The 24,310-nt window shown below is 41.4% G+C and carries 28 protein-coding genes; 14 read left to right on the forward strand and 14 right to left on the reverse strand.

All coding sequences use genetic code 11. From position 1 onward, the window contains the following. Positions 1 to 80 precede the first annotated feature (80 nt). Positions 81 to 1,313: a sodium:proton antiporter gene (locus tag QQL36_RS16335; protein ID WP_321570299.1), complete on the forward strand. Its 1,233-nt coding sequence runs from the start codon at positions 81 to 83 to the stop codon at positions 1,311 to 1,313. Here the strand turns inward: QQL36_RS16335 and QQL36_RS16340 are convergent. Then, positions 1,227 to 1,826: a hypothetical protein gene (locus QQL36_RS16340; RefSeq protein WP_321570300.1), complete on the reverse strand. Its 600-nt coding sequence runs from the start codon at positions 1,824 to 1,826 to the stop codon at positions 1,227 to 1,229. The genes QQL36_RS16335 and QQL36_RS16340 overlap by 87 nt on opposite strands. A gap of 199 nt (positions 1,827 to 2,025) precedes the next feature. On the opposite strand from QQL36_RS16340, the gene QQL36_RS16345 reads away from it, so the two are divergent. Next, the gene (locus QQL36_RS16345) at positions 2,026 to 2,232 is read left to right on the forward strand and encodes a hypothetical protein (protein WP_321570301.1); all 207 of its coding nucleotides are present in this window, start codon (positions 2,026 to 2,028) and stop codon (positions 2,230 to 2,232) included. A gap of 224 nt (positions 2,233 to 2,456) precedes the next feature. Here the strand turns inward: QQL36_RS16345 and QQL36_RS16350 are convergent, their stop codons facing one another. From QQL36_RS16350 to QQL36_RS16375, 6 genes are all read right to left on the reverse strand, one after another. After that, positions 2,457 to 2,855, reverse strand: coding sequence for a hypothetical protein (locus QQL36_RS16350; protein ID WP_321570302.1), 399 nt, complete (start codon positions 2,853 to 2,855; stop codon positions 2,457 to 2,459). Further along, entirely contained in the window at positions 2,852 to 3,295 is a 444-nt protein-coding gene (locus tag QQL36_RS16355; RefSeq protein WP_321570303.1) for an Lrp/AsnC family transcriptional regulator, read from the reverse strand. Before QQL36_RS16355 ends, QQL36_RS16350 begins: the two co-directional genes overlap by 4 nt. A gap of 101 nt (positions 3,296 to 3,396) precedes the next feature. Then, the gene (locus tag QQL36_RS16360) at positions 3,397 to 4,305 is read right to left on the reverse strand and encodes an NAD-dependent epimerase/dehydratase family protein (RefSeq protein ID WP_083730561.1); all 909 of its coding nucleotides are present in this window, start codon (positions 4,303 to 4,305) and stop codon (positions 3,397 to 3,399) included. A gap of 57 nt (positions 4,306 to 4,362) precedes the next feature. Next, positions 4,363 to 4,950 (reverse strand): Crp/Fnr family transcriptional regulator, encoded by a 588-nt coding sequence (locus QQL36_RS16365; protein ID WP_321570304.1) that lies wholly within the window; start codon positions 4,948 to 4,950, stop codon positions 4,363 to 4,365. A 270-nt stretch (positions 4,951 to 5,220) separates the two neighbouring features. Then, positions 5,221 to 5,562 (reverse strand): chorismate mutase, encoded by a 342-nt coding sequence (locus QQL36_RS16370; protein WP_321570305.1) that lies wholly within the window; start codon positions 5,560 to 5,562, stop codon positions 5,221 to 5,223. 15 nt (positions 5,563 to 5,577) lie between these two features. Further along, positions 5,578 to 6,000: a hypothetical protein gene (locus QQL36_RS16375; RefSeq protein ID WP_321570306.1), complete on the reverse strand. Its 423-nt coding sequence runs from the start codon at positions 5,998 to 6,000 to the stop codon at positions 5,578 to 5,580. Between the two features lie 319 nt (positions 6,001 to 6,319). Between QQL36_RS16375 and QQL36_RS16380 the strand changes: the two genes are divergently transcribed. Both QQL36_RS16380 and QQL36_RS16385 read left to right on the forward strand, forming a co-directional pair. Further along, the gene (locus tag QQL36_RS16380) at positions 6,320 to 7,522 is read left to right on the forward strand and encodes an MFS transporter (protein ID WP_321570307.1); all 1,203 of its coding nucleotides are present in this window, start codon (positions 6,320 to 6,322) and stop codon (positions 7,520 to 7,522) included. 574 nt (positions 7,523 to 8,096) lie between these two features. Next, the gene (locus QQL36_RS16385; RefSeq protein ID WP_321570308.1) at positions 8,097 to 8,621 is read left to right on the forward strand and encodes a hypothetical protein; all 525 of its coding nucleotides are present in this window, start codon (positions 8,097 to 8,099) and stop codon (positions 8,619 to 8,621) included. Between the two features lie 201 nt (positions 8,622 to 8,822). Here the strand turns inward: QQL36_RS16385 and QQL36_RS16390 are convergent, their stop codons facing one another. Then, complete coding sequence (locus QQL36_RS16390) at positions 8,823 to 9,731, reverse strand: AraC family transcriptional regulator (RefSeq protein ID WP_083729478.1); 909 nt, start codon at positions 9,729 to 9,731, stop codon at positions 8,823 to 8,825. 56 nt (positions 9,732 to 9,787) lie between these two features. On the opposite strand from QQL36_RS16390, the gene QQL36_RS16395 reads away from it, so the two are divergent. From QQL36_RS16395 to QQL36_RS16415, 5 genes are all read left to right on the forward strand, one after another. Then, positions 9,788 to 10,900, forward strand: coding sequence for an FAD-dependent oxidoreductase (locus tag QQL36_RS16395; protein WP_415751058.1), 1,113 nt, complete (start codon positions 9,788 to 9,790; stop codon positions 10,898 to 10,900). 241 nt (positions 10,901 to 11,141) lie between these two features. Beyond that, complete coding sequence (locus tag QQL36_RS16400) at positions 11,142 to 12,320, forward strand: MFS transporter (protein WP_321570310.1); 1,179 nt, start codon at positions 11,142 to 11,144, stop codon at positions 12,318 to 12,320. After that, a complete protein-coding gene (locus QQL36_RS16405; RefSeq protein ID WP_321570311.1) occupies positions 12,286 to 13,215 on the forward strand; it encodes an NAD-dependent epimerase/dehydratase family protein in 930 nt (309 codons plus the stop codon). Before QQL36_RS16400 ends, QQL36_RS16405 begins: the two co-directional genes overlap by 35 nt. 112 nt (positions 13,216 to 13,327) lie before the next feature. Then, entirely contained in the window at positions 13,328 to 13,504 is a 177-nt protein-coding gene (locus tag QQL36_RS16410; protein ID WP_321570312.1) for a hypothetical protein, read from the forward strand. A 202-nt stretch (positions 13,505 to 13,706) separates the two neighbouring features. Further along, on the forward strand, positions 13,707 to 14,921 hold the full coding sequence (locus tag QQL36_RS16415) for a DUF692 family multinuclear iron-containing protein (RefSeq protein WP_321570313.1): 1,215 nt from the start codon (positions 13,707 to 13,709) through the stop codon (positions 14,919 to 14,921). A 43-nt stretch (positions 14,922 to 14,964) separates the two neighbouring features. Here the strand turns inward: QQL36_RS16415 and QQL36_RS16420 are convergent, their stop codons facing one another. Continuing rightward, a complete protein-coding gene (locus QQL36_RS16420; protein WP_083729468.1) occupies positions 14,965 to 15,456 on the reverse strand; it encodes a YcxB family protein in 492 nt (163 codons plus the stop codon). Positions 15,457 to 15,657: 201 nt separating this feature from the next. Here QQL36_RS16420 and QQL36_RS16425 point away from each other — a divergent pair, with 201 nt between their 5' ends. Further along, positions 15,658 to 16,071 carry a hypothetical protein gene (locus QQL36_RS16425; RefSeq protein WP_321570314.1) on the forward strand — a complete coding sequence of 138 codons (414 nt, stop codon included), beginning with the start codon at positions 15,658 to 15,660 and terminating at the stop codon, positions 16,069 to 16,071. Positions 16,072 to 16,198: 127 nt separating this feature from the next. Here the strand turns inward: QQL36_RS16425 and QQL36_RS16430 are convergent, their stop codons facing one another. Together QQL36_RS16430 and QQL36_RS16435 are read right to left on the reverse strand one after the other, a co-directional pair. Then, positions 16,199 to 17,080: a phosphate ABC transporter substrate-binding protein gene (locus QQL36_RS16430; protein WP_083729464.1), complete on the reverse strand. Its 882-nt coding sequence runs from the start codon at positions 17,078 to 17,080 to the stop codon at positions 16,199 to 16,201. Between the two features lie 118 nt (positions 17,081 to 17,198). After that, positions 17,199 to 18,173, reverse strand: coding sequence for a 5,10-methylenetetrahydrofolate reductase (locus tag QQL36_RS16435; RefSeq protein WP_321570315.1), 975 nt, complete (start codon positions 18,171 to 18,173; stop codon positions 17,199 to 17,201). Between the two features lie 313 nt (positions 18,174 to 18,486). On the opposite strand from QQL36_RS16435, the gene rluF reads away from it, so the two are divergent. From rluF to QQL36_RS16455, 4 genes are all read left to right on the forward strand, one after another. Further along, a complete protein-coding gene (gene rluF / locus QQL36_RS16440; protein ID WP_321570316.1) occupies positions 18,487 to 19,809 on the forward strand; it encodes a 23S rRNA pseudouridine(2604) synthase RluF in 1,323 nt (440 codons plus the stop codon). Between the two features lie 154 nt (positions 19,810 to 19,963). Further along, positions 19,964 to 20,497 (forward strand): DUF1877 family protein, encoded by a 534-nt coding sequence (locus QQL36_RS16445; protein ID WP_321570317.1) that lies wholly within the window; start codon positions 19,964 to 19,966, stop codon positions 20,495 to 20,497. A 184-nt stretch (positions 20,498 to 20,681) separates the two neighbouring features. Then, positions 20,682 to 21,887 (forward strand): winged helix-turn-helix domain-containing protein, encoded by a 1,206-nt coding sequence (locus QQL36_RS16450; RefSeq protein ID WP_321570318.1) that lies wholly within the window; start codon positions 20,682 to 20,684, stop codon positions 21,885 to 21,887. Between the two features lie 51 nt (positions 21,888 to 21,938). After that, positions 21,939 to 22,148 (forward strand): hypothetical protein, encoded by a 210-nt coding sequence (locus QQL36_RS16455; protein WP_321570319.1) that lies wholly within the window; start codon positions 21,939 to 21,941, stop codon positions 22,146 to 22,148. A gap of 181 nt (positions 22,149 to 22,329) precedes the next feature. On the opposite strand, the gene QQL36_RS16460 is transcribed toward QQL36_RS16455, so the two are convergent. The 3 genes from QQL36_RS16460 to QQL36_RS16470 all read right to left on the reverse strand — a co-directional run bounded on the left by QQL36_RS16460 (position 22,330) and on the right by QQL36_RS16470 (position 24,231). Beyond that, a complete protein-coding gene (locus tag QQL36_RS16460) occupies positions 22,330 to 22,995 on the reverse strand; it encodes a hypothetical protein (protein ID WP_083729454.1) in 666 nt (221 codons plus the stop codon). 137 nt (positions 22,996 to 23,132) lie between these two features. Next, complete coding sequence (locus tag QQL36_RS16465; RefSeq protein ID WP_321570320.1) at positions 23,133 to 23,849, reverse strand: DUF7003 family protein; 717 nt, start codon at positions 23,847 to 23,849, stop codon at positions 23,133 to 23,135. 55 nt (positions 23,850 to 23,904) lie between these two features. After that, a complete protein-coding gene (locus QQL36_RS16470; protein ID WP_321570321.1) occupies positions 23,905 to 24,231 on the reverse strand; it encodes a hypothetical protein in 327 nt (108 codons plus the stop codon). Between the last annotated feature and the right edge of the window lie 79 nt (positions 24,232 to 24,310).

The raw sequence follows: 24,310 nt of genomic DNA on the forward strand, positions 1-24,310 counted from the left end.
CCCTGCAAATTACGTTGTGCATAGTCTGGGAAAGATAGGAGAAATTTCGTATATTGATCGCTTACCAAAAGAACAACTGAATGGATACATTTACACTCATTGCGGCTTTGATCACTATCAGTGCGTTGATTTCATACCTTAATATCCGTTTTATCAAACTGCCTGGTGCTATCGGCGTGATGTTTGTCTCTATCCTGCTCTCGATCTTTATATTGGTGACAGGTAAGGCTTTTCCTACAGCTTTCAATTTCATACGTGAGTTGATGCACAGCATTGATTTTACAAAAACATTGCTGGATGTCATGTTAGCCTTCCTCTTATTCGCCAGTGCATTTCACTTTGAATATAAGAAACTAAAGGAGCAGAAGCGACCGGTATTGGTCTTAAGTACGATTGGTGTGGTCGGCTCTACAATCATTTTTGGGTTGCTGTTGGATATTACGACGACATTGCTGGGGATTGATCTGCCACTTGTATATTGCTTTCTTTTTGGGGCATTGATATCGCCTACAGACCCGGTGGCGGTGATGTCTGTATTGAAGAAGTCAAGGATTCCCTCTTCGCTGGAAACCATCATATCCGGAGAGTCATTACTAAATGATGGGGTAGGTCTGATCCTCTTTGTTACTATTGGCGAAGTGGCAGCACAGGAAGCGACTTTCTCTTTGTCGCATGCGTTGGATTTATTTGCCAAAGAAGTATTTGGAGGTCTGGCGTTGGGTACAGTCACGGCGGTAGTAACGGGTTATCTCACCAAGAAAATTCAGGAGTTCCAGACATCGGTGCTGGTATCGATTTCTATGGTGATGATGATCTCTATATTGGGTAGTTATCTGCACGTATCAATACCGCTGGCGGCAGTAGCGGCTGGTTTGATATTGGGTAGTTCTTCTATTGGTGCCAAGAGTAATAAAGAATTGCAGGATTACCTGCATCGTTTCTGGGAACTGATCGATGAATTGCTGAATATTATTTTGTTTGTGATGATTGGTTTGCAGATAGTGGTGTTGCCATTTATCGGGCATTACTGGTTTATTGGTTTAGTAGCGGTGTTGTTTGTATTGATCGCAAGAGGTGTCAGTATAGCAGTGCCTTCAATGATCATGAGGCGTTCATTGAAGACGAATTTCAATAATACGACTATATTGGTATGGGCAGGATTGCGCGGTGGTATTTCTGTGGCATTGGCGCTGTCGCTGCCTGAGTCGCCTTATAAGGAGCTGATCTTATCCGCTAGTTATATCATTGTTGTTTTCTCTGTCATTGTGCAGGGATTGACGTTGAATAAGGTGGTGAACAGGTTTGTAAAGTAATTGTTCTCTTTCTTTGAGCCACTGAAATTGTTCTTCTGTATCAGGTACTTTTAATCCACGAATGTGGCTGATGTGGGAGATGATTTCAGTGGCTTTTTTTCTGAAAATGGTTTTCATGTCCGTTGGAGAATTCCCTTTTTCATGAAGGTTTTTATTTTGATAAAGTAGTATACAGGCTGCAATGATGGAAGACCGACCTATACCCATGCGGCAGTGAATGACGATTTTAGATGGTATTGTCAATGTTTGAATGAATGCTTCTGTTTGACGGCCTTTAGGAGGCAAAGACCTATCCGGAATGGGGAAATTGATGAATTGTATGCTGTGTTTTTCACAGAGCAGTTTTTCCTGCCGTAAACCCAATTCAGTTATTTCAGATTGTTCCAGTAAAGACACGATTATATCCACTCCTTGTTTTTTGAAGGCAATGATTTCGTCTTCCAGCCATTCGTTGCCACGAGGCCGGGGCATGATGCCGATGGTGTCGGTGATCCAGTAAATTTTTGTTGACATGATGATTTTTGTTCGATTAAACTATACTATAGCCTTACTTTCATAAGTACACCATAAGGGCATTATAAGTACGTCTATGTATCAATTTGATATTGAGGTGCACATTTAGTGACATATTATTACTCAATTAGTATTAAAGCTGCACTGTATTTCGGGCGAAGGTTTTAGTATTGTTTCTGTAACCTCAAAATTGTTTTTTATGGCGCTTGTAAGGGATAACATACTCCTCCAACTTGTCCGGGGTACGCACGGCGATCAACTCACGATTTACGAACGAAATGGCCAGATTATTATGGCCAAGAAACGCGGGCCGTCAAAGAAAAAGCCGACAAAAAATCAGCAGGAAGCCAGGTATAAGATGTCAATAGCGGCGGCTTATACGTTTACCGACATAGGCTTATGGTAACGTGTAAAAAAGTAGGAATAGAATAAAAAACAGAATGCTATTATATTTTTGATAGCAAAATAGATATAAACGGAAAGGACTGATTTGGTATGAATAAAAAGGCAGTAAGGATCAGGCACCATCATTTTTTGAATATGTTTTATCTGGGCGCAGTTTATAGCATTGAAAATGCATGATTCGCGATTTGCGAATTGAAAATTAGTCCGTTTAGTTGAAATATGAGATTACATATAAGTTTTATCCGGAGCCTTCCACCGTAACCTTGCCTCCTTACTCATCAAGTACTCCCGACTATAAAATCGCAACATATACTCCTTCCCCACAAAATCCTGCTCCAAAAAATCTCCTACCACTTCCTCTGTAAAAACACTCACCCTATTCGTAATCACATAATCCGCAACCCTTCCAATATAAAACAGGGTAATCGTTTCATGGTACCCCGACTCATCCGTATTCTCACCACCCACACTCTCATTATACCTCTTTATCCCATTGCAAATCTTATCCACCGCCTCCGGCAATGGATAATGAATACAATACCATAATGCCATTACAAAATGTTTCTCATGTGTCCATTCTGCCTTCGGCAATGTGCAGGTTTCAAATTTTTCAATCAGGTTCATAGTTTGGCGTTTATTTCTTCTTTATAAGTACTCAGAATAATCGTTGTAGCTGTGCGCGTCACTCCCTTTATCCCCTTGATCTTATTCACCAGCAATTGTTCCAATGCCGCCGTATCATGCACCAACACTTTTAACAACAAATCAGCATCCCCCGCCACATGGTGGCATTCCATCACTTCCTCCATGGCCAACAGCTGGTCTTTTATAGGGTGATTCTTTGTGTGGTCAATCCATACATGAATAAACGCCATGAGCCGTAACCCCAATTGCTCCCTGTTCACCTTGATGGTATAGCGATCAATAACCCCGGAACGGTCAAGTTTCCGCAGTCTTTCTGTCACCGCCGGCAAAGAAAGATTAATTTTTCTGGCGATGTCCGCCCCCGTGATCCGGGAGTTCTGTATAAGCAGCCGTAGTATTTTGCTATCGTATACATCCATAACGAATGATTATAGGATAAAGATAGCAAAGGCTTTATTTAATTGGGATATTAGCCGATTATTAGAGCGGAAATTAGTTAAAATAGAAGAAATAATGAATATTAGCTGGCTACACTTGCCGGAAGGCCTGTTGCATAAGTGGTCGGCTTGAAATTGAAGCGTTTTTCAAATTTACTGCTATCAAATATATAATCCCGGTCATACTGGTAAGACATTTCCTTTATTTCCTTTACAATAGGCACAAAGAGGCCCATTAATCCCATCATCCACCTGGCAAGGATATAGTACTTAGGTTTGACCTGCATGATCCCTGCTATCCTTTCAATAAACTCCTTTCCGGTTACTTTTTCAGAAGAAGTAGGTAAATGCCATACCTGACCAAAGGCATCGGGGGTATTCCCTATAATAGCAGTTCCTTTAGCCGCATCCGGGGTATAAGTAAAAGTATGTATTTTATTAGGATCCAACTGCCAGTAAGCCTTTTTCCCTTTTTTAAACTCTTCCTGTACGGTAATCGTCAGCATCCCATTCTTTACACCAGGACCATAAAAATCCGCACTTCTGGCAATCGCCACCTTCAATCCTTTTGCCTGCAGGAGCATATGGTGCAAGGCTGCTCTCACTTCGCCTTTTTTACTGGGTGGTGCAATGGTAGAGCTTTCTGTCATATGAGGGATCTCATTCTTACCATACATGTACACATTATCCAGAAATACAAGACGGGCATTGTGCTTCACACACGCATCGATCACATTCTTCATGATTACAGGCCAGTCGCGGCGCCATACCTTGATATTATATTCTAATCCTACGGTAAGGTACACCACCTCCGAACCGGCAACCGCACGATCCACATCCGCAACGTTTGTCAGATCAGCCGTAATCAGCTCATCATCCCCATTCACCTGCACAGGCTTCCTGGCTACCAGGCGGATCTTATCTGTATAAGCTTTCAGTTCGCGTGCCAGTGGGGTACCAATAGCACCACCAGATCCAAGTATTGTTTGCATATCAATTTGTTTTATGCAAATGTATAGCCTGTATGAGGTGAAAAATAATGATCCGGGTTAAGGTTTTTTAGCCGGAATTAGCCGTTTTCTGATCCGACTCAAGCTCTCCGGCGCAATGCCCAGATATTGAGCGATATAGCGCTGCGGAACGCGTTGAATAATTTCCGGCTTTTCTTCCAGCAGGTCCAGGAACTGTTTTTCCGGGGTAGAAGACAGCAGGGCTTTCGTACGACGAATACTGACGGCGGCAATACGCTCTACCAGCAGAAAGAAAAAGTCATTCATGGCCCTGGATTCCTTCATCAGGGGGACCAGATCTGAACAGGTGATCGTCAAACAGGTGGTAGGCGTCAGGGTCTTGATCGTAGAAGGAGACACCGTCTTTTTAGAAAAACTCTCCAGGTCTGTCGCGAACTCATTTTCAAAGGTAAAATTACAGGTGCGCTCATTACCAGCTTCATCATTATAAAACTGGTGCAGACTCCCCCGGGTCACAAAGAATACCTCATGCGCCACATCTCCGGCATGGAGTAACACGGTATTCCGCCTGAATTGTTGTTCTTTAAAATAAGAAAGGATATAGGCAGCTTCATCATCCGCCATCACTACATCCTTCCTCATTGTCGAAATAAGTTCGTATGACATAATTTACTGTTTCCTACACTCTTTTTACGGTACCTCCAGCGATTTGCCCCTGATCTCAGGCAAATATCTGATCAAAAATACGAGCGGGCACGCATTCAAGATAGCAAAAATAAAGAAGGTATTACCACCAAAGGTATGCAATACTGAAGGAAACAATCATGTAACAAGTCCATTAATAATCCATTGGAAAGCGACTGGTATACCTGTGGCTAATACACGTATGTGCATAGGAATCGACAGCACTGTAATCATAAGAAGCCGCATTCTTTGTTACTTCTTCTTCAGGGCTTCCTGTTGCCTGATGCTTTCTTTATGAATCGCTTCATAAAGCGCTCTGATAAATTCTTCTGAAAGACCTTCTGCTTTACCGGTTTCTATCGCCTTTTGCAATACTTCATTAAAACGATTGGATTGCAGCACTTCCATGTTATGTGCCTGCTTGTAAATACCAATCGCCCTGGCAGCTTCCATTCTTTCGCCCAGAAGATGAACGATCTCTTTGTCTAACTGGTTAATTTTGTCCCTGTTAATAGTTAATGTGTCTTTTTGTTGAGCCTTTGCGGCTACCAGACCCATGGCCAGGAACATTGTTGAGAAGATCCGTCTTTTCATAATATATATTGGTAATTATTTAGGATCGAGCGTGACCACGATACCACTATAAGGAAGTGGCCCCGGTATGGTCGTTCTGAATGAAGTAACCCCTGCGGGAATTACTTCTGTAATGATATTAACATCAAAGTACACATGCACTACTGTCGGTGTAGTAGGAGTGGTAGCGAATGTGATGTAGTAGGTAAAGGTATCACCTGCGTCGTCAAATTCAATGATCGTGCTACCGGAGCCAGTGCCTGGAACTACATTGCTGTATACCAGTTTATCTTTGCTGGTGTAGAAGATGCCGTCAGCAACAGTATAAACGGTATTATTTTCAAAAGCAAAATCACAGATACCTAAAGGTTTGATGTGTTGAATGGCAGGAGCCGGTGTGAAGCTGCAAAATAGCAGCAAAGCCATGGTGAGTAGTGGCAAGGTTCTTTTGAGTTGCATAACAAAGTTTTGAATGGTTAACGGTACAAATGTAGGGGTTTTAATGATTTAAATCAGTTGAGGTATTATTATAAATATTATCTAGATTTACTATGTTAATGCCAACCCATGAAAATTGTTATAAGGGACGAGACGCTGACCGGTAAGGCGGCGCATGAATTTTATCTGGAATTGGAAGCAGCCATCATCACCATAGGGGAATTGATAAGTAGCCGGGTAAATTAAGAGGTTACCAATCATTACAGCTCATTTAGGAAGTATATGAAGATATATGAGATGGAGGTGTTTGATGTTTATGAAATTTAATAATACGATATCTATGGAATATAATTTTCGCCGTTGGTTTGTCTCGCTGACAGCTATGATCTGTCTTGCGCTGGCAGGATTTAATTATGCAGGTATAGACGTTGCTTACAATGATATAAGGGGAAACCTGGGCGCTACCTTAAATCAGGTCAGCCGGATCACAACTGTCTATATACTTGGTACTTTAATTATTGTTCCATTTAGCAGCTGGTTGTCTTCACAGCTGGGGCGAAGGAATTATTTAGGATGGGCTGTAATTTGTTTTACTGTCTGTTCTTTTTTTTGTGGTAATGCCACAAGTCTGGATATGCTGATAGTGTACCGGTTCCTCCAGGGGATGGGGGCAGGTGCAATGCTGGTATCTTCACATACTATTCTTACAGAGAGCTGGCCGATAGAGAAGCGTGCTACGTCTCAGCTATTAGTACTGGCGGGACTGGGTTTGGGAGCAGCATTAGGGAATCCTATATCAGGGTATATAACAGATGAATATTCATGGATCTTTATCTTTTTTGCAAATATTCCGCTGGGTATAATTGCCTGTCTGCTGGTATTTGTATTTGTGAAAAACGGCTCTGATAAAAAGGATGAGGATTGGCAGGCAAGGATTCTACTGACTGTAGGAGCATGTTGTCTATATGTAGGGTTGGAGCGATGTCAGTATGTAGGTGAGTTGAATGTGCCAGTGATGATATTGTTGTTGCTGGTGGGATTGACCGGGATAATTTTATTCATCTGGCGTCAATACCATTTATTGAATATTAATTTACGTGCCGGGTTGGTATTATTCTTATTTTATTCTTTTATATCAGGGATTCAGATAGTTATTTCCAATTCATCCTTAAATGCTTTGACAGCATCTAATTACGATTCCTTTTGGGTGGTTGCATTGATACCTATAGTTGTCATACTTATTACTACTGCATTGATACAGCGGAACCGTAAGATGATCAGGCCTGTCATTATAGTAGGGATGCTGTTGTTGATGATTAGTTTATGTTTATGCCTGAAGGATGTGAGCTTTCCGGCGATACTGATCCTTAGTATAGCGGAGGCTATGTTATCTATATCAATCCTTACATTAGCGCTTTCAGAGCTGGAAGGGAAAGAGCTGGGTAGGGGAGTCGCTTATTATTATGTGATTGGGAAAATAGGTGGGGTTTTAACTTCACTGTTGTATTTTGTGATTCCTTATTTGTTGGAAATGTTTAAATAGTATGGATATAATAAGAATTTGAAAGATTGTATTGGATATCAGCATTCCATTGACGGCCATCATAATGCATTATAAACAATGGCACCTTCATAGTTATCATACTTTTATGCCATTGATATTGCCGATGGATATTTTTTTATTAGCACACTGATATTTACTTTGTTGTTAGGGACCTGGAAATCCCGTCTTTACGATAGTTGGAACGAGTTTTTAATCGCCTATTTACTTGTTGGGTTCCTGATATTCTGGTTGCCATTGGCATTATTAATAAGTACGAATTATTATTTGGCAGATGAGGCGAAGCATTATGTAACAGTACCGGTGATAGCGCAGAGGACTGATACCAATAAATTAGGGAAGAGTTTTGGATGGGTAGAGGTAGAACGGAATGGGTATATGAAGCGTATAACTTTTTCTTATTGGAGGACACTGAGAGATCGTCGTATAGATAGGGCTAGGTTTGGGATGTCTAGGGGGTATTGATGTGTATGATAAATATGAGTTGTTAACGGATAAATGAAATAATAAATTTCGATCAGGTGACGGTATTTGATGTGAATGAAATTAATTAACAATGACAGATACAGTTTTTTTTCACGAAGACAGTTATTGTCAGATAGAACTGCTACCTAAACAAAACTATCAGGATATTGGAAGCTTTCCTGTTCAGGAGGAAAACTCATTTGGATTTGAGCATATGCTTGTTAGAGACAAACCATTGTTTCCAACAGTGAATTTGGGGATATCCACGCAGGAAATGGAATCATTGTTAGCCCGGAATGCGATTAATTATTTTCCGGTAGTGAATACCGGATATTCCACTTACCGTGTTGTAAAAGAGGATACTGTTGTGTATGGTTTTGAACGATTGGGGGTATTTGTTGAATCAAAGCAATCTATTGTAAAGAATGTATGGTTAGGGTTTTCTTCTTTATTCACTGCTTCGGAAAGTTGTGATTACTTGTTTAAAGTGTTAGAATTGATAGGGGAGAAGTATCCATTGATACTTGTAGACTGGAATGGAGAGGTGATTGTCAGGTTGCAGGAAGTAGATGAGATACAGCATTATTTAGAGAGTGAATTTGGATTTAAGTTTTAATTGATTAATATAAGAAAATGAGAAAATTATTGGTAGAAACGAATGCATGAATTAAATTACTAAAAGTAAAGTTCCACTGGCTTAACCTATTAATACAAGTTCATGCAGTTAAACACCAAAGAAAAAATCTCGGGATTCCCCATTTTGAAAATCAGAAATTTTCTTAAGAGAAACCCAATTCTCAATGAGGTTATACCTAATTTAAGTCCGGCTATATTGTTTAGGCTTCATACCTATATGTTCCTGAAACACTCTTGAAAAATGACTCAGGTTCGTAAACCCCAACTGATATCCTACATCCGATACCGACAGGTTGCCCTCTTTTAACAACAACGCCGCTTTTTTCATTCTACATTCCTGATAATAACTAAAGATACTATTCCCAAATATTTGTTTAAATAAAGATTTCAATTTAGTCGGGCTCATATTAGCCGCCAGTGCTAAATCATTTATCACCGGTGGAGTATCCAGGTGCTCCAACATCTCCTCCCTTATTTTGTAAATGGTAGCTATATCACGGCTATTCAACGCATACAAATGTTTTTCATCCCGCTTTTCCAATTCCATTAATAACCGGCACACCAGTTCCTCCGCTTTTATCCGCAGGAAAAACATTTTGAAACTCTCTGCCACAGATTGAGATACAATCTCGTTGACAATATCCTGCAAGGATGGATATATCATTTGTTCAAATAGCAAAGGTTGTGTATTCTGCAATAGACCTTCTAACACCGGTGACTTTGCGGACAAATCAAACAAACTCTTTAAATAATTTGAATCGACTTCGATGTTAATTGTGGAGGTATTTGTATGAATGGGGATAACAGTATCTGTATTCATACTTGTTGTAGTTATTAACACAGACGGTTGCTTTTCCGTTTCATCGAAAATATGCTGGAACTTAAAAAGGATCATACTCCTGGAAGCATTGATTTCAGGGTTTTCAATCACCAGGTTTTCCTTCAGTTCATAATTCATAATCATCATCCGGATGTGCTCATTAAAGACAAATCTGGTCACATATCCCTTGCCAAACTGTTCCGGAATATCTAGTCTTCTATTCTTTACTGTTGTACCAAATAGGTGAGCAAGCGTATGGAGAACATTCATATAAAAGTCTGATACGACTATTTTTGAGTCAAAGGTAGCTATTTTATCTCTGATGGATGGTGGAACTTTACAGCATGAAAATAGCAATCCTCGGCGCAGGTCCCGTTGGCCTGACAATGGCCATCTTGCTTCAGCATCATGGTATAGATGTAACTGTTTATGAAAGAGATAAAGACCCGGAGGCAAGAATCTGGGGTGGTACGCTTGATCTACATGAAAGTTCAGGACAGCGGGCTTTGAGTAGAGCGGGCTTACTGGATAGGTATTTTGATAGGGCGAATGCCATGGGTAGGAGTATAACTGACGAGTTGGGGAATTTACTTTTTAAAGTGAAACCGCATTATGACGCGCCTGAGATAAATAGGAATGAACTCAGGAAGATTTTATTGGAGGGTCTTAAGAGTGGGACTGTAGTATGGGATCGGAGGTTTGTTGGTCTCGAAGTAATCAATAACCAATGGCTCCTGCATTTCGACAATAGCACTACTGCTGCTGCGGATGTCGTAATTGGTGCAAATGGAGGTATGTCTAATGCCAGACAATATGTAACGGATGCTGTAGTTGAAGATACTGGTTCCTATTTCATCCAGGGCGAAGTTTATCAACCGGAGATAAAATGCAAAGCATTCTACGAACTGTGCGATCATGATATATTAATGACCGCAGCTGAAGGAAAGCAAATCGTAGCCAATCCCCGTAATAATGGCGCGCTTACTTACAATGTCATTTGCAGGAATGTTCCTGCATTAGATTATAAGGATACGGATAGTGTAGCCACTTTTCTAGCAGAAATGTTCCCTCACTGGGATGAATGTTACAGAGAATTGTTTCGTGCTACTTCATTCTTTGCAGGATTACCTACACGTAAGATATCATTGGATATTCCATGGAAAACCAATCGTCCATTGCCTATTACTTTGATTGGAGATGCCGCGCATTTAATGCCGCCTTTTGCAGGGCAGGGGGTGAATACAGGGTTGATGGATGCAATGATATTAGCAGAAAATATTACCAGTGGGAAGTTTGAAAGTGTTGCGGCTGCGATTGAAGATTATGAGCGGAAGATGTTAGTGTATGCTGGTGCTGCGCAGGCGGAAACTAGCAGGAATGAAATGGCTATGCAGGATAGTGGGTTTTCATTTATACGGAGATTTTCAGGGGAGAGTTAGATTGATGATTCTGGTAGGAAGAGAGGTCCAATAGAAAGGTGGATTAGGAATTTAATAAGCAAAAGATTTACCAGTGAAAGTTAGATTGATGATTTGGGCAGGAAGAGATGTGAGAGTGAAATCTACATTAGCAATTCATTAATTAAAAGATTTACCAGTGAGAGCTAGATTAATAGTTCTGTCAGGAAGAGATATGCAAGAGAAAGCTAGAATAGCAATTCAATAAGAAAAAGATTTACCAGTGAAAGTTAGATTAATGATTCTGTTAGGGATTGTGCTTATGAATGCGGTAGGTATGTCAATCGTTATCCCGCTGCTACCTTTTTTAATAGGTCAATATTTACCCAAACAACAAGTTGTTGTAGGTATGAGTGCTCTGCTATCTGTGTTTGCAGCATGTACATTTATCGCTGCCCCTATTTTGGGTGCATTGAGCGACAGGTATGGACGAAGAAATATCCTGATCATAAGTTTACTGGGTTCTGTCATCGGCTATGTCTTATTTGGCATTGGTGGCTCGTTATGGGTACTTTTTGTAGGAAGAATAATAGATGGGTTGACTGCAGGTAATATCAGTACGTTATTTGCCATCATATCAGATAGTACCACACCTGAAGAACGTACAAAATGGTTTGGATATATGGGCGCCGTGATGGGAATAGGTTTGTTAACAGGTCCTGTATTAGGTGGATTATTGGGAGCTATTGATTTGTCATTGCCATTTTTTATGACAGCTGGTATTATATCCCTTTCAGTAGTGGCCGTGTATTTTTGGTTACCGGAATCATTGCCCTCTGGAAAGCGTACAAAACAATTGAATGTTGATAGTTTTAATGTTTTTTCACATTTGAAGGATTTCAGGGAAATCAAATGGCTTCTGATTACAGGTATATTGTTTTATGCAGGTCTTGAAATATTCCAGTTCAATTTTACCATCTTCTTAAAAGATATTTTCAAATGGGGCCCAGCTTATATAGGCAGTATATTGACGGTGGCAGGTGCCTGTGAGATTATTTCCCGCTCATTATTATTGCCATTGTTACTAAAGCATTTTAGTGAAAGTATTGTGGGTGTTATAGGTTTAATAATGTTGGCTACAGGGCTTGCATTCATTGTCATCAGCATATTTATATCTTCTCTGATTATAATTACCCTTGCAGTAATATGCATCCTTGCTGGCGAAGGATTATTTGATCCTACTTATAATAGTCAGCTATCTCAATCTGTTGATGAAAGCAATCAGGGTAAATTACAAGGGGTTAATCAAAGTTTGCAATCCTGCACACGGGTATTGATCCCATTGGGCGCAGCCACTATTTATTATTCCAGTCCATTTTTGCTGTACACTATAGCAACACTCATCATCATCTTTTCAATTATTATCCATGAAAAAAGTCTTAGTCACCGGCGCCACCGGTAAAGTAGGTAGTCGCTTTGTAGCACGCCTGATAGAAAAGGGGTACGATGTTCGCATGTTGGTACGTAAGCCTATTACCTTAAATGCAAGTGGCATGATGGGTGATTTAGCAGCAATCATTAGTGATGGAGTATCAGTCAGCATCGGTGATTTAAATGATCCATCTACTATAGCGCCTGCTGTGATTGGTATAGATGCTGTCATTCACATCGCCGCGGCTTATAATCCTACACATGATACGAATCTAAAAGGGACAATGGCGCTGGTCAACGCGGCCATTGCTGCCAAGGTAGAAAGGTTCATTTTCGTAAGCACCGCCAAAGTATATAGAAAAGACTATGGTCGTCCTGCTAAAGAAGATGATGTGCCGGATGTACATGAAGACAATGCTTACTTTGCTGGTAAAGTTGCTACAGAGCAGGCACTGCTTTCTTTACATAAGGATGTGCGTATATTAAGATTGGGTTTCGTCTATGGTGATGGGGATCTACATTTAAAAACAATGCAGGAGGACTTTCGCTTAAGGTCAATGGAAGAAAACCCGGACTCAAAGGCAACGGAGGAAAACTTGCAAGCAGAGGCAACGCAGGGTAACTTACGCTTAAGGACAAAGAAAGAAACCTCCCACCCCGCCGCCAGATTACACATGGTTCACCATCTTGATGTAGCTCAGGCTTTATTGCTATTATTAAATACAGATGGGCTGAATGGTGAAATCTTCAACCTGGGGGATGATGCACCTATGAGTTTTTATGAACTGGGGTTGGCAAATCCTACCAATGAACCACTAATAGACCCATTTGCATACATTATGGATACTTCCAAACTTCGTTTTAAGACAGGGTTCCGTCCCCTCGTGCCCGCTTATCAGGTAGCCCGTGATTTGGATATTTTATAAATCATTGTAACTTTTTTGAGCTCATGCCCGTTTAATAGTCGACAACACCCACGATATATTCTGATTTGTAGCCGTAGCCGGGACAATAATTATCTCTTAAATTACTAATGGAATGAAACTTTCTAAATCGCTTCTTAGCGCCATCATGATTGGTGTCGCCGTTCAAACTACTGTCGTTTCCTGTGGGAAAGACGAAGCGCCTAAACCCAAAAAAGATCAGACAAACAAACAAAATGTGTCTAAGCCAGATGAAAATCTGGGTAATTGCCCCGCTTGCGGAATGGGTTGATTACGTGTGATGGGGGCATTGCATGAATGAGTTGATTGCGTGAAATGAGCTCATTACGAGAATGGAGTCAATACAAAATATGGGTCAAATACGTGTAATAGGTCCATTACATGAACTGAGTTCATTACATGCAATAAGGTCATCCCCTGAAATGGCTTCATTTCCTGAAATAATTTGATTACTGAACATTGATATTTAACCGGTGTCCAAAGTATTATCTGCTGTCGCCTGTAATCTGGACGCAAACATCCTCGCTGCATGTTTGCCCCTGCTACAAGAATCCCGTATTGAAGCCATTGAATGGTCATTCGATGCCTTATACAAAATTAAAGAAGTACCTGACTGGTTCAGGGAACTGCTGACAGCCTTTAGCGATGAAAATCGCCTGATCGGTCATGGTGTCTTCTTTTCTCTCTTCTCAGGCAAATGGCTACCCGAACAGGAAGCCTGGCTCTCTCATTTAAAGCAGACATCCACTGCATTCAACTTTGATCACATCACTGAACACTTTGGCTTCATGACCGGAAAAGATTTCCACCATGGGGCACCGCTAAATATCCCTTATTCTGCTTCGACACTCGCCATTGGCAAAGACAGGCTGAAAAGAATCTACAACGCCTGCGGACGCCCTGTAGGTTTGGAGAACCTTGCCTTTTCGTATTCGCTGGACGAAGTCAAACGGCATGGCGACTTTCTGGATCAATTGCTTGAACCCGTGAACGGTTTTATCATCCTTGATTTGCATAACCTCTATTGCCAGCTTCACAACTTTGATCTGGCCTTCGAAGAACTGATAGCCCTGTATCCATTAGATAAGGTCCGGGAAATCCACATCTCTGGCGGTAGCTGGGACGATGTCGGCAACCGGACTATCAGAAGAGATACACATGATGAAGGAGTGCCGGCAGAGGTATTTCAGTTGCTTGAAATGACAATGCCCAAATGTCCACATCTGAAATATGTTGTGCTGGAACAATTGGGAAATGGACTCGTTACCGAGGCAAGCCGGTTGGGGTTTTATAATGATTTTTTGAAGATGCAGGAGATTGTGCACAAATCCAGCAATGAAATAGAGGCTAATCTTTTCCAAACGCAGGAGATCGTACCCAGATCCAATCATGATACTGGTGGCAATCTTCTTCAAACCCAGGAAATCGTACACAAATCCAATCGTGAAACTGAGGTCAATCCCTTTCATCCATTACTACCCCTCCCTATAGGCCCTGCCGTAGAAGACCTGCACCTCTACGAACAACAAATGGAACTCTCTTCCATCCTGGAAACAGCCCCTTCCAATGCCGCCGCCATGCAATTATTACAACACTCCTCCCTGGCTCATTCCGACTGGAAAATCGAACAATGGGATCCCTATATGATAGAAACCGCTGTTAAAATAGCCCGCAAGTGGAAGAAATAAAACCCTGGCTATATCTTTAGTGTGATAATTTCAAAAACCTTCTTCATTTCTTTGCCGCTGCTATTTTGTCTTTAATATAGGTGATCTCATCAGCACCTAGTACATTTTTCTTCACTAAGTAACCTTCGCGTTTAGAAGGCTTTAAAATCAGGAACCCCGCCAGTTCTTTTGCTTCCCGGATATGTGACCAGGCCAGATCGCTTTTAAAATCTTCGCCCTGAATGTGTACGCCCTCATCATCAAACTCATACAGCATCTCCTGTTTCAGAAACGCATTTCTATATCGTTGTAATACCGCTATCACTGTGATAATGAACGGATAAAACAACATTGCCAGTGCATAGGGCATCGACATGTACAAGCCTTTATTGAAATTTGAAAGAAAACCATAATCTACCAGGGCAGGCATAATCAATGAATAGAGTCCCATTATTCCCAGTATAATAACAGTGGGTCTTCTGTACATATAGGCGATCAGGTATTTCGCATATTCAAGTCGGGTGATCTTAAAGCTGATAGAAAGTAGATTCTGCATGTTCCGAATATACTCATTTTACATAATACCAAATAAGTGCCGCCTGGCGGGCGGAACTGTGAATAGTACCTCCTGATGTAAAAGAAATGTCAGATAATAGGAGAATTTATGATTTTCGTCATTGAACATTTTGTCTTTTTTAGCTTTCGTAGTAATTTCGCGGCCGAATTTTCGAATAATTATCAAAGATCCCAACTGGAAATGAGTGACAGATTCTACTTTAGAGTCATAGGACTTTTTATTTTATTGAATGCCACTTTGTTATTTTGGAAAGCCTGGTTGTTAGACAATGGAGTTCACCACAATGTGTTACTTTTTGGCAACCTTGCTTTAGCTGCACTTTCAGCAGTAACCTACAACATGAGCCGTAAAGGTGTACAAGCCGAAAGCAACAGTTTATTTATGCTTCGGGTATACGGTGCAATGATTAGTCGTATGATGCTTTGTCTGGCTGGTATAACTATTTATGCCGTTGTGAACAGAGCACATACCAGCAGAATAACAATTTTTATGCTGATGGGCTTCTATGCAGTTTACGCTATTTGCGAGAACATCAGTCTGCAAAAGATCACCAGACAAAAGAATGAAACGTCTGTGAATCAGGAAGCTTTTTAAAAGCCTTAGCTGTACACCTGCCCGAACATTGCTTTGGGCAGGTGATAGCTTATCCATCCAGATGAAAGCTCTTTTATTACTGCGTGGAATAGAAAAAGGCCGGAATTGCTCCCGACCTTTTTGTTAATTATATAATTGAAACGTATCCGGTTTCTTCTACTTCTTTCTGTCCATCTGCAGAAAGCAGGTAGTCCACGAATGTCTTCACTTTTGCGGCACTGCTGTTCTGATAGATGAAGAACAACGGACGCGCCAGCGGATAAGTCTTTGTCTTTACATGTTTAATATCGGGCGCAACATAGTTTTTGCCATCAAAACATACAGGCAACGCCTTTACTTTATCATTGATAAACGCCAGCCCCACATAACCAATTGCACCTTCCGTCGTACTTACTTTATTGAGGACAGTACCGTTTGTATGTTGGAACACCGCGAGTGTGGTGAACTCTTTCGTTTTCATGACAGCTTCTTTAAAGAACTCGTAGGTACCGGAGCTGCTCTCGCGGGAGATGATCATGATCTTCACATCTTTTCCACCCAGTTCTTTCCAGTTCTTCGCCTCACCTGAGAAGATCTTTTCCAGTTGTTCTCTGGTGATCTTTTCCACACCGGTGCCTGGATGTACGACTACAGCCAATGCATCGTCTGCGATCTTTACTTCGGTGATGGGGTGATTTGTTTCCTGAAACTGCTTCCTTTCTTTTTCGTTCATGTCGCGGGATGACATGGCGATATCGGTCGCACCTTTTTCCAGATCAGCAATACCTACGCTACTACCACCTTCGGTGATATTGATATCAAAGTTATCATTCTTCATGCGGAAGTAGCCTGCTACTTTTTGTGCCAAAGGCGCAATGGTAGTACTACCAGAGAGGTGGATGATGTTTACATTGGAGACCGCAGGTTTTGCTTTGAGGCTATCACCAACGGTTTGGTTTTTACTTTCATGGTTAGCATTACAAGCGCTCCACAGGGCGGCGCTCATCAAAAGCACAGTGATTCTTTTCATCTATTTTTCTTTTTCGTTTACGTCCTGGTGTCGGACTGTGTCCACTTACGGCGCAAGGTAAATACGAAAGATAAAACAGAGAAAATATATATATGAATATTAAGTTAAGTCTGAAAGCTTAATATGCAGGTACCGCTTTTTTGGCTCCTGCCACCTCATTACGCATGGGTTTTACGAGGTGCAGGACATTTTCAAGGATTTCATGCGCGGCATTTATTTCGTCTTTTTTATTGGATACGCTCTCGATATTGAACCCGACAGGCAGGTTTTTGGAGGCAGCGTAATTCAGTATTTCACCGGCTATATTGGTAGCGGTGTGGATAGACGATTGCAGGATATCTTTTGAATATTTCAGGTCGTTGTATACCCATTTAGGTACTTCGATGCCAAGCCATTCCATGAACTGAAGTGTTTTCAGGGAGCCGCAGGGTGTCAGTGTAAAAATGACCGGTGCCGGCCGGGTGTCATTGCTCAATGCATGGTAATGGTAGTCGGACATTACATTTTTGGTCTCGTTGATATTGTAAATACATTGAGATACAAAGAAGTTACATCCGTTCTGCATTTTGCTGAACATCCGGAGGTGTTCATCTCCTTTTTTAGTATGTCGCTCCGGAATGGCTACGCCACCCAAAAGGATATCCAGGCCCATTTCTCTTTTTACCTGGTAGGCGTCGGAGAGGGAGAAGTTGGTGGCCTGTAACTGTTGCTGGGATGAGGCACCTACAAATACAGTGGCTTCCAGGTCGGTATTGCGTGATAACCAGTCGGCAAACATCTCTCTGGTATGGTTAGCAATACTCTTATATATTATTTTCGGTACTGGCAGGGTGGCCAGCAGTTCTTTGCTATATATTTCGGGTGATATAGTCGGGATAAAGGAAAAGGGACGCTCTTTGTCGGTTCTAAGTGATTCATCCTGAATGTCGTATATGATCAGCCCATCGATTTCGAGGTCTTTTAAACGATCAATCTGGCCGCCGGCTATAACTGCCACCTTTTCACTTTCAGTAGTGATTTTTGGCGGGGTGAGGCTATAAAAGACAATGCCTGACTTTCCGCTGTTTATTTTGTGTTGTAAAGTTCCTTTCACGTTATTAATATACTTCGGAAAAGTATAAACTTGTCCGATTTTTCCAGGGAATTGTGAATTTTCATGTAAATATACTGCGAAGATGCTATTTTTTAGATTTTTATTATTGAACCGGAGGGGTAAATTTTGAATTCACCTATGATCTATTTTGTTTCGGGGGTAGGTACCTTTCTGGCTTTACAGTCACGGAAGGGGTGGGGCTTTATGGAGAGGTTTCAAAGGTTGATCCTTGCGTTTAGCAGGAAAATCCCTTGTAATTACCGACTTTTGCATTTGGAAGGCATGCGCTGACCGCATTAAAATTGATACATCATTGGACCAATCAATTAGTTTAAACAAGTTTATCAGTGATACAGGGTATTGTTCACGTCGTGAGGCGGACAAACTCATCACTTCCGGCAGGGTATTATTGAATGACCGTCCGGCGTCGTTGGGTAACCGTTATAAGCCGGGAGATACGGTGGAAGTGGATGGGAGCCTGATCACTGCGGCGAAGAAAGAAAAATGTGTATACCTGGCGTTGAATAAGCCACCGGGTATAACAACGACGACTGAATTACATATCAAGGATAATATTATCAGCTTTGTGAATTATCCAAAGCGGATTTTTCCTATTGGCAGGCTGGACAAGGATTCTGAGGGACTGATCTTTTTGACGAATGATGGTGATATTATCAATAAGATCCTGCGGGCTGCGAATAATCATGAGAAAGAGTATATCGTAAAGGTAGATAAGGCGATTGATACTGCATTTTTAGACCAGATGTCTAAGGGTGTGCCTATACTGGATACGCGTACATTGCCTTGTAAGGTGCAGATGATGGGGAGACAGACTTTTAGGATTACGCTGACGCAGGGGTTGAACAGGCAGATCAGAAGGATGTGTGAATATCTGGGATATGAGGTGATTGGGTTGCAACGTGTACGTATTATGAATGTGAAGCTGGATAAGCTGCCGTTGGGGAAATGGAGGCATTTGACGGAGACGGAGCTGGCGAATTTGAATGAGAGCATAGCGGATTCAGGTAAGGTGAGTGAGAAGGAGAAGAAGGCGGTGGAAGAGGAAGGATTTGGGGCGTTGATACCGAATCGGCATAAGATGAAGGCCGGGAAGGGGAAGGCGGATGGAGAAGGGAAGTCTTTTGAGAAAGGGAAGGTAGATGGAGAGGGGAAACGGCTTGGGAAAGGAAGGTCAGAAGGAGAAGGGAAAGCGGTTGAGAAGGGGAAGGCAGGTGGAGAAGAGAAGCGGTTCTGGAAAGGTAGGTTAGTGGGAGGAAAAAAGCAGTTGGGTAAAGCGGATGGAGAAGGGAAGCAGCTTGGAAAGGTAAAGGGAAATCGTGAAGGCAAGGTATTTGAGAAGGCGGAAGGAGAAAGGAAACGGTTTGGGAAGGCGGATAGTGAAGGGAGGCAATCTGGAAAGGAGAAGTCTGCTGGTGAAGGGAAGCAATTCGGAAAAGGTAAACCAGCCGGTGAAGGGAAACAATTCGGAAAAGGTAAACCTGCTGGTGAAGGGAAGCGAATTGGTAAAAGTAAACCGGCAAGTGGAGGAAAGAAAACTACCCAGCCCGGGAAAAGCAAACCTGCCAGCGGTGGTAAAAAAACTGGCAATCAAGGGAACAATCGAGGTAGACGATAACTATAAAAGGAGAAGACGATAATAGCAAACGAGAGAGGCTAATAATAAAAGAAGGAGACAATAATAGCAAACTAGTTAGACGATAACAATATAAGAGGCAGACGATAACCAAAAAAGTTTTTTTCTTTTATCTCTGCCTCCATAATTTTGCGGTATGAGTCAGAGTATCACCTTATACCGCGTCTCTCAGGAGAATTTTGAGGTAATGAAAGCAAACCCGGAAGGGACCACTATATTAGAAATTTCCAAAGATAATATCGTCTTTCCACAAACTTTTGAAGGACTTAGATTTGTCTTATCCAAAGAGCAGGATGAAACAACCAAATCCTTACTGGACCAGTTGTTTTATCCTGTAACTTTTATAGGAAGAGAAGTGGATCCTGACAGCATTGAAATGTTGTCAGAAGATCTTGACCTGGAAAGTACCGCTATTTATTATAACGATGGGGAAGTTGTTGCAAACATGCACGCTTTTTTAAACAATATATCCATCGAGCAATTCCATCAATTATACGACCCACAGGAGCTCAACGAGAATGATGTTTATCCTCGCAATGTATGGATCGAAGATGGTGCACCTGATAGGGCATTTACCAGAAAACACCTGGCAAAAGAATTTACCGGGCTGAAAGATTTTATGGCAGCTGCAAAGGCTGATAATGATTATGTTTTGTCGTTAGTCTGGTAGTATTTACCAGACTCATAGCACCCCAAAAAATGGAGCAAATAAAACGTTGCTTGTCGTAAGCATTGTTTTAATTCAATCTCTCCCAACTACATTCATCTCTTCCATGGATGTATGTAAAAGTATCTCCTGAATCAGAATTTGGTATATTATAGGAGTGGCATTAAAATTCCTTTATTTTAGTGTTATGGATTCCATTACCCTTACAAAACACCAGGCCAGAAAGATCATCCTGAATGCCGCCGGACTTGCCCGTAAAGCCCAATTTGGGAAGGGGCCGGAGGCTGTTTACAAATTGATCGACCATTTGGGTTTCGTACAATTGGATACGAACTATGTAGTAGAACGTGCCCATCACCACGTGATGGCTGCCCGCATACCTGACTATCAAAATGAATGGCTGGCTGACCTGTGTGAAGACGGCCGCATCTTTGAATATTTTATATCAGATTCATGCTTTATGCCAATGCATGACTTCCGTTTTTCACTGCCCGTAAAAGAAGCTTTTAAGAAGCACGGAAAGGTAGCTACCCAGGCAGAAGGCAGGTTAATGAAGCAGATGATGGACCAGGTAGAAAGGGATGGTGCTGTGATGGTAGGCGATTTTGAAAATGACCGTCAGGAAGCCAGTTCCGGCTGGTGGGATTGGCGGCCGGCAAAAGTGGCATTGGAGCGGTTATATTTCACCGGAGAGTTGATGATCAGTCGTACGAAAACCTTTCAGAAGGTGTATGATCTACCCCTCAACTTAGTGCCTCAGGAAACCGACAAAACGATGCCTGGGGAGGCTGAATTTGCCCGTTATGTAATCCGCCGTACATTGGGTGCATTGGGAATTTCTACGGTCAGGGAAATGGCCTGGAGAGCCCGTAGGGTGAAAGGGAACCTGGTGAAAAAGGAGCTTGAAAAGATGGTGCAGACCGGGGAGGTGAAAAAGGTAGCTGTTGAAGGATTGAAGGGGCCTTACTATATGCTGCCTGACCAGCAAAAGGATGTGAAGATCTCCAATGAAGTCTTTATTCTTTCACCATTTGATATTCTTAATATCTTCCGTCACCGATTGAAAGACTTCTTCAATTTTGATTACCAGGTTGAATGTTTTGTGCCTGCTCCCAAGCGGGTGTATGGGTATTTTTCATTGCCGGTATTGGCGGGTGACACCTTTATAGCAAGGATGGATGCCAAAGCCGACCGGAAGCAAAAAGTGCTGATTGTGCATAACCTGCATTTTGAGGATGTTGATCCAGATGAAAGTGTGATTGACAAGTTGATCCAGTCTTTGAAGGCATTTGTGCGATTTAACGGATGTAAGACTATTGTTTTTACAAAATCTAATAAGAAAACTTATTTGAAAGCTATCCGCAGTGGGTTAACTGATACCCACATAAACTAGCCTGATGTTAATCATTTGACATATACTGATTATTATCGGTACATTCACCGTATGTCAAAGTCAAAAGATGTTGTAGTAGCGCTTTCAAAAAAGCACCCCGAAACAGGTGAGCCTGCCCAGGCAGGTCACACTTTCGTAATTGGAACCTTAGGTAACAAAAAAGGATTCTATGAAATAGAAACTGAGAAACTGAATAAGTTTAAAGATGCAGATCTGCAACAGGAGCTATATAAGCTGTTGCACCCGCAGACGCATCATTAATTGATGTACATATCTTTTACGTTATGATTCCACCATTGTTTTTTAGTGGGAAAGGGGTAGTTTATTTTTAAAAGATATTGACTTTGTTCGAATGATGTGGTATTGTATCGTGGCGGTATTGTAAAATTTCCCCGTATCATCCCCTGCAAAGGAACGCGTAAAGAATTAAGAAAGATTCTTCTCATTTGTCATAAATTAACGCCAGTATCATTAGCACTATTGGCAATATCATAGCCAGTCTTATTACCAATTTCGAAGGCATTAGTTTTTCACCAATGTATACCTTGAATTTTTCAAGTATGGCGTGCTTTATTTCTGCTGGCGGCGCCTGCCAATCTACGTCATCCAGTCTTACTCTCTTCAGCAAGTAATTCAATAACCGCTTCTGCAATTTATTGGTATTTGTATCTTTTTGTACTTCCAGTTTCAGTGCTTTTATGGATTCCTTCGCATTAATTTGCTTTTCACCACGTAGCCATACCCGATCCAGATAATCGCTTATTTTATCAATAAAAAAATCGCCCAGCTTATTATCCCACACGAGGAACAACGCTGTTTTAATGGTATATCCCGAAGCCAGTGAAGGGAACAACACAAACCCTGCCAGTGAAATCACAAATAATAGGCAGGACCAGAATGCAACATTAAACAACACAAATACACCCAGGACTGCACCCACTCCAACAGCACGTGCGCCAGCATATCCAGGTCCCGGCTGGGACCCTATTATATTAATTGAAACAATTAATCCTACAACAGAAAGGAGTAAACCGGGGATAACAACGCGTAGCCATGCCAGTAGGGAACGGGTGGCGATCTTTGTAAATAGAGAAATATTGGTCTTCATGGGGCAAAAGATATAACAAAAAATCCGAAGATACAATCTCCGGCGGTTGCAAAATTAATTCGGTATTTTCTCAAACAGAATAGGATGAAGCAAAGCCCATCACTCATTCTTTTTGTAAAAAATACCCGTGGGAGATATTATGCACAGCCTCCCAATGGCCAGTTACGCCAATGATTGTTAGCTGGTTTTGTTGGTTTATAACAAGAGATATCTCCTGATTCCAGTAAGGTCGCAATCTGCTGAAACGTTTCATTCTCAGAAGGTTTTTCCTCCTCAATAATATCCGGATGGCACCATTCGTCCACCTGCATGATCATTGGAATATCCTGCCCAAAGCATTCGTATATTTCCTTTTTAGTGGCCAGAAATGATGCCTTGTATTCTGGAAGACAGGCACGCATAAATTCATATACTCTTACAGCAGTCGGATTTGTTAACTCCACATCCCGCGAAGCATAGAATGCCGGATCTTTTGGTATGCTTATTTTTTCGTCTCTGAGCAGCAAGGAATGTACTTCGGGATTCAGTGTGCCAAATGTATCTGTGATAAAGGTAGGACCTTCATCGCTGTCAGCCGTTGTGAGCAGGACGTTTGAGTTATTTAATCCTGGATAAAAGGGGAGACTGTTACCATAAATGTACAGGCAGTTCTCCACGCCGCTATGACCGTTAAAGCGGTAGTGATAGCCAACCACTTCAACGGCTATTACCCATCTTTCTGTATTACCGAATACAGAGAGTCTTGATACAACAGGGTAGATATATCCATTGTCAAGTATCGGGAAGTTGTAATCTTTTGCGCAGGTATCTAATTGATCGAGTATGTCACTGGCCGAATATTTTGCGGTTTGCATAAGGATTTTTAATAAGTATGAATATTTATAATTCTTTCCATTGGCGCTTACGTCTTCAATATAATTCAGTACTGTACGCGGTTGCATTGGTAATAGCCACGGAACCAATGTTAAGATTATTTACTTTGCTCTTGAATATTGTTTTAGACGAGTTATTCGCATCATTTGCCTTTATCTTACCTAATTCAGGAAGCTGTATGTATCTGGAATTAACAATAGTTACCTCAGCTCCTCTATCGACAATAAAGCGATCATGCTGGCCATTGATGTCTAATGTGATAACCGGCACTTTTATGTCATCATTATAGGGGATCGCTACTATCTGGGATTTGGATACTACTGAAAAAACAATAAGAAGAAAAAGCAAGTAATTGAATTTCATATGTCAGGGTTAATAATTGGCATGGCAATATACAACATCTTGAACTAGTTCGACCTTTTTTCCTAATCTACTTCATTTT

Origin of the sequence: Chitinophaga sp. LS1 (genome assembly GCF_034274695.1) — a bacterium.
Taxonomy (GTDB): Bacteria; Bacteroidota; Bacteroidia; order Chitinophagales; family Chitinophagaceae; genus Chitinophaga.

Bases quoted from the DNA above. Each gene is read 5' to 3' on its own strand.
- QQL36_RS16455 (WP_321570319.1), top strand. From the start codon at position 21,939: ATGTCAAAGTCAAAAGATGTTGTAGTAGCGCTTTCAAAAAAGCACCCC.
- QQL36_RS16465 (WP_321570320.1), bottom strand. From the start codon at position 23,849: ATGCAAACCGCAAAATATTCGGCCAGTGACATACTCGATCAATTAGAT.
- QQL36_RS16355 (WP_321570303.1), bottom strand. From the start codon at position 3,295: ATGGATGTATACGATAGCAAAATACTACGGCTGCTTATACAGAACTCC.
- QQL36_RS16390 (WP_083729478.1), bottom strand. From the start codon at position 9,731: ATGAATGTTCTCCATACGCTTGCTCACCTATTTGGTACAACAGTAAAG.
- QQL36_RS16350 (WP_321570302.1), bottom strand. From the start codon at position 2,855: ATGAACCTGATTGAAAAATTTGAAACCTGCACATTGCCGAAGGCAGAA.
- QQL36_RS16345 (WP_321570301.1), top strand. From the start codon at position 2,026: ATGGCGCTTGTAAGGGATAACATACTCCTCCAACTTGTCCGGGGTACG.
- QQL36_RS16460 (WP_083729454.1), bottom strand. From the start codon at position 22,995: ATGAAGACCAATATTTCTCTATTTACAAAGATCGCCACCCGTTCCCTA.
- QQL36_RS16470 (WP_321570321.1), bottom strand. From the start codon at position 24,231: ATGAAATTCAATTACTTGCTTTTTCTTCTTATTGTTTTTTCAGTAGTA.
- QQL36_RS16360 (WP_083730561.1), bottom strand. From the start codon at position 4,305: ATGCAAACAATACTTGGATCTGGTGGTGCTATTGGTACCCCACTGGCA.
- QQL36_RS16385 (WP_321570308.1), top strand. From the start codon at position 8,097: ATGACAGATACAGTTTTTTTTCACGAAGACAGTTATTGTCAGATAGAA.
- QQL36_RS16375 (WP_321570306.1), bottom strand. From the start codon at position 6,000: ATGCAACTCAAAAGAACCTTGCCACTACTCACCATGGCTTTGCTGCTA.
- QQL36_RS16365 (WP_321570304.1), bottom strand. From the start codon at position 4,950: ATGTCATACGAACTTATTTCGACAATGAGGAAGGATGTAGTGATGGCG.
- QQL36_RS16450 (WP_321570318.1), top strand. From the start codon at position 20,682: ATGGATTCCATTACCCTTACAAAACACCAGGCCAGAAAGATCATCCTG.
- QQL36_RS16335 (WP_321570299.1), top strand. From the start codon at position 81: ATGGATACATTTACACTCATTGCGGCTTTGATCACTATCAGTGCGTTG.
- QQL36_RS16380 (WP_321570307.1), top strand. From the start codon at position 6,320: ATGGAATATAATTTTCGCCGTTGGTTTGTCTCGCTGACAGCTATGATC.
- QQL36_RS16420 (WP_083729468.1), bottom strand. From the start codon at position 15,456: ATGCAGAATCTACTTTCTATCAGCTTTAAGATCACCCGACTTGAATAT.
- QQL36_RS16405 (WP_321570311.1), top strand. From the start codon at position 12,286: ATGAAAAAAGTCTTAGTCACCGGCGCCACCGGTAAAGTAGGTAGTCGC.
- QQL36_RS16340 (WP_321570300.1), bottom strand. From the start codon at position 1,826: ATGTCAACAAAAATTTACTGGATCACCGACACCATCGGCATCATGCCC.
- QQL36_RS16430 (WP_083729464.1), bottom strand. From the start codon at position 17,080: ATGAAAAGAATCACTGTGCTTTTGATGAGCGCCGCCCTGTGGAGCGCT.
- QQL36_RS16395 (WP_415751058.1), top strand. From the start codon at position 9,788: ATGGTGGAACTTTACAGCATGAAAATAGCAATCCTCGGCGCAGGTCCC.
- QQL36_RS16445 (WP_321570317.1), top strand. From the start codon at position 19,964: ATGAGTCAGAGTATCACCTTATACCGCGTCTCTCAGGAGAATTTTGAG.
- QQL36_RS16410 (WP_321570312.1), top strand. From the start codon at position 13,328: ATGAAACTTTCTAAATCGCTTCTTAGCGCCATCATGATTGGTGTCGCC.
- QQL36_RS16425 (WP_321570314.1), top strand. From the start codon at position 15,658: ATGAGTGACAGATTCTACTTTAGAGTCATAGGACTTTTTATTTTATTG.
- QQL36_RS16370 (WP_321570305.1), bottom strand. From the start codon at position 5,562: ATGAAAAGACGGATCTTCTCAACAATGTTCCTGGCCATGGGTCTGGTA.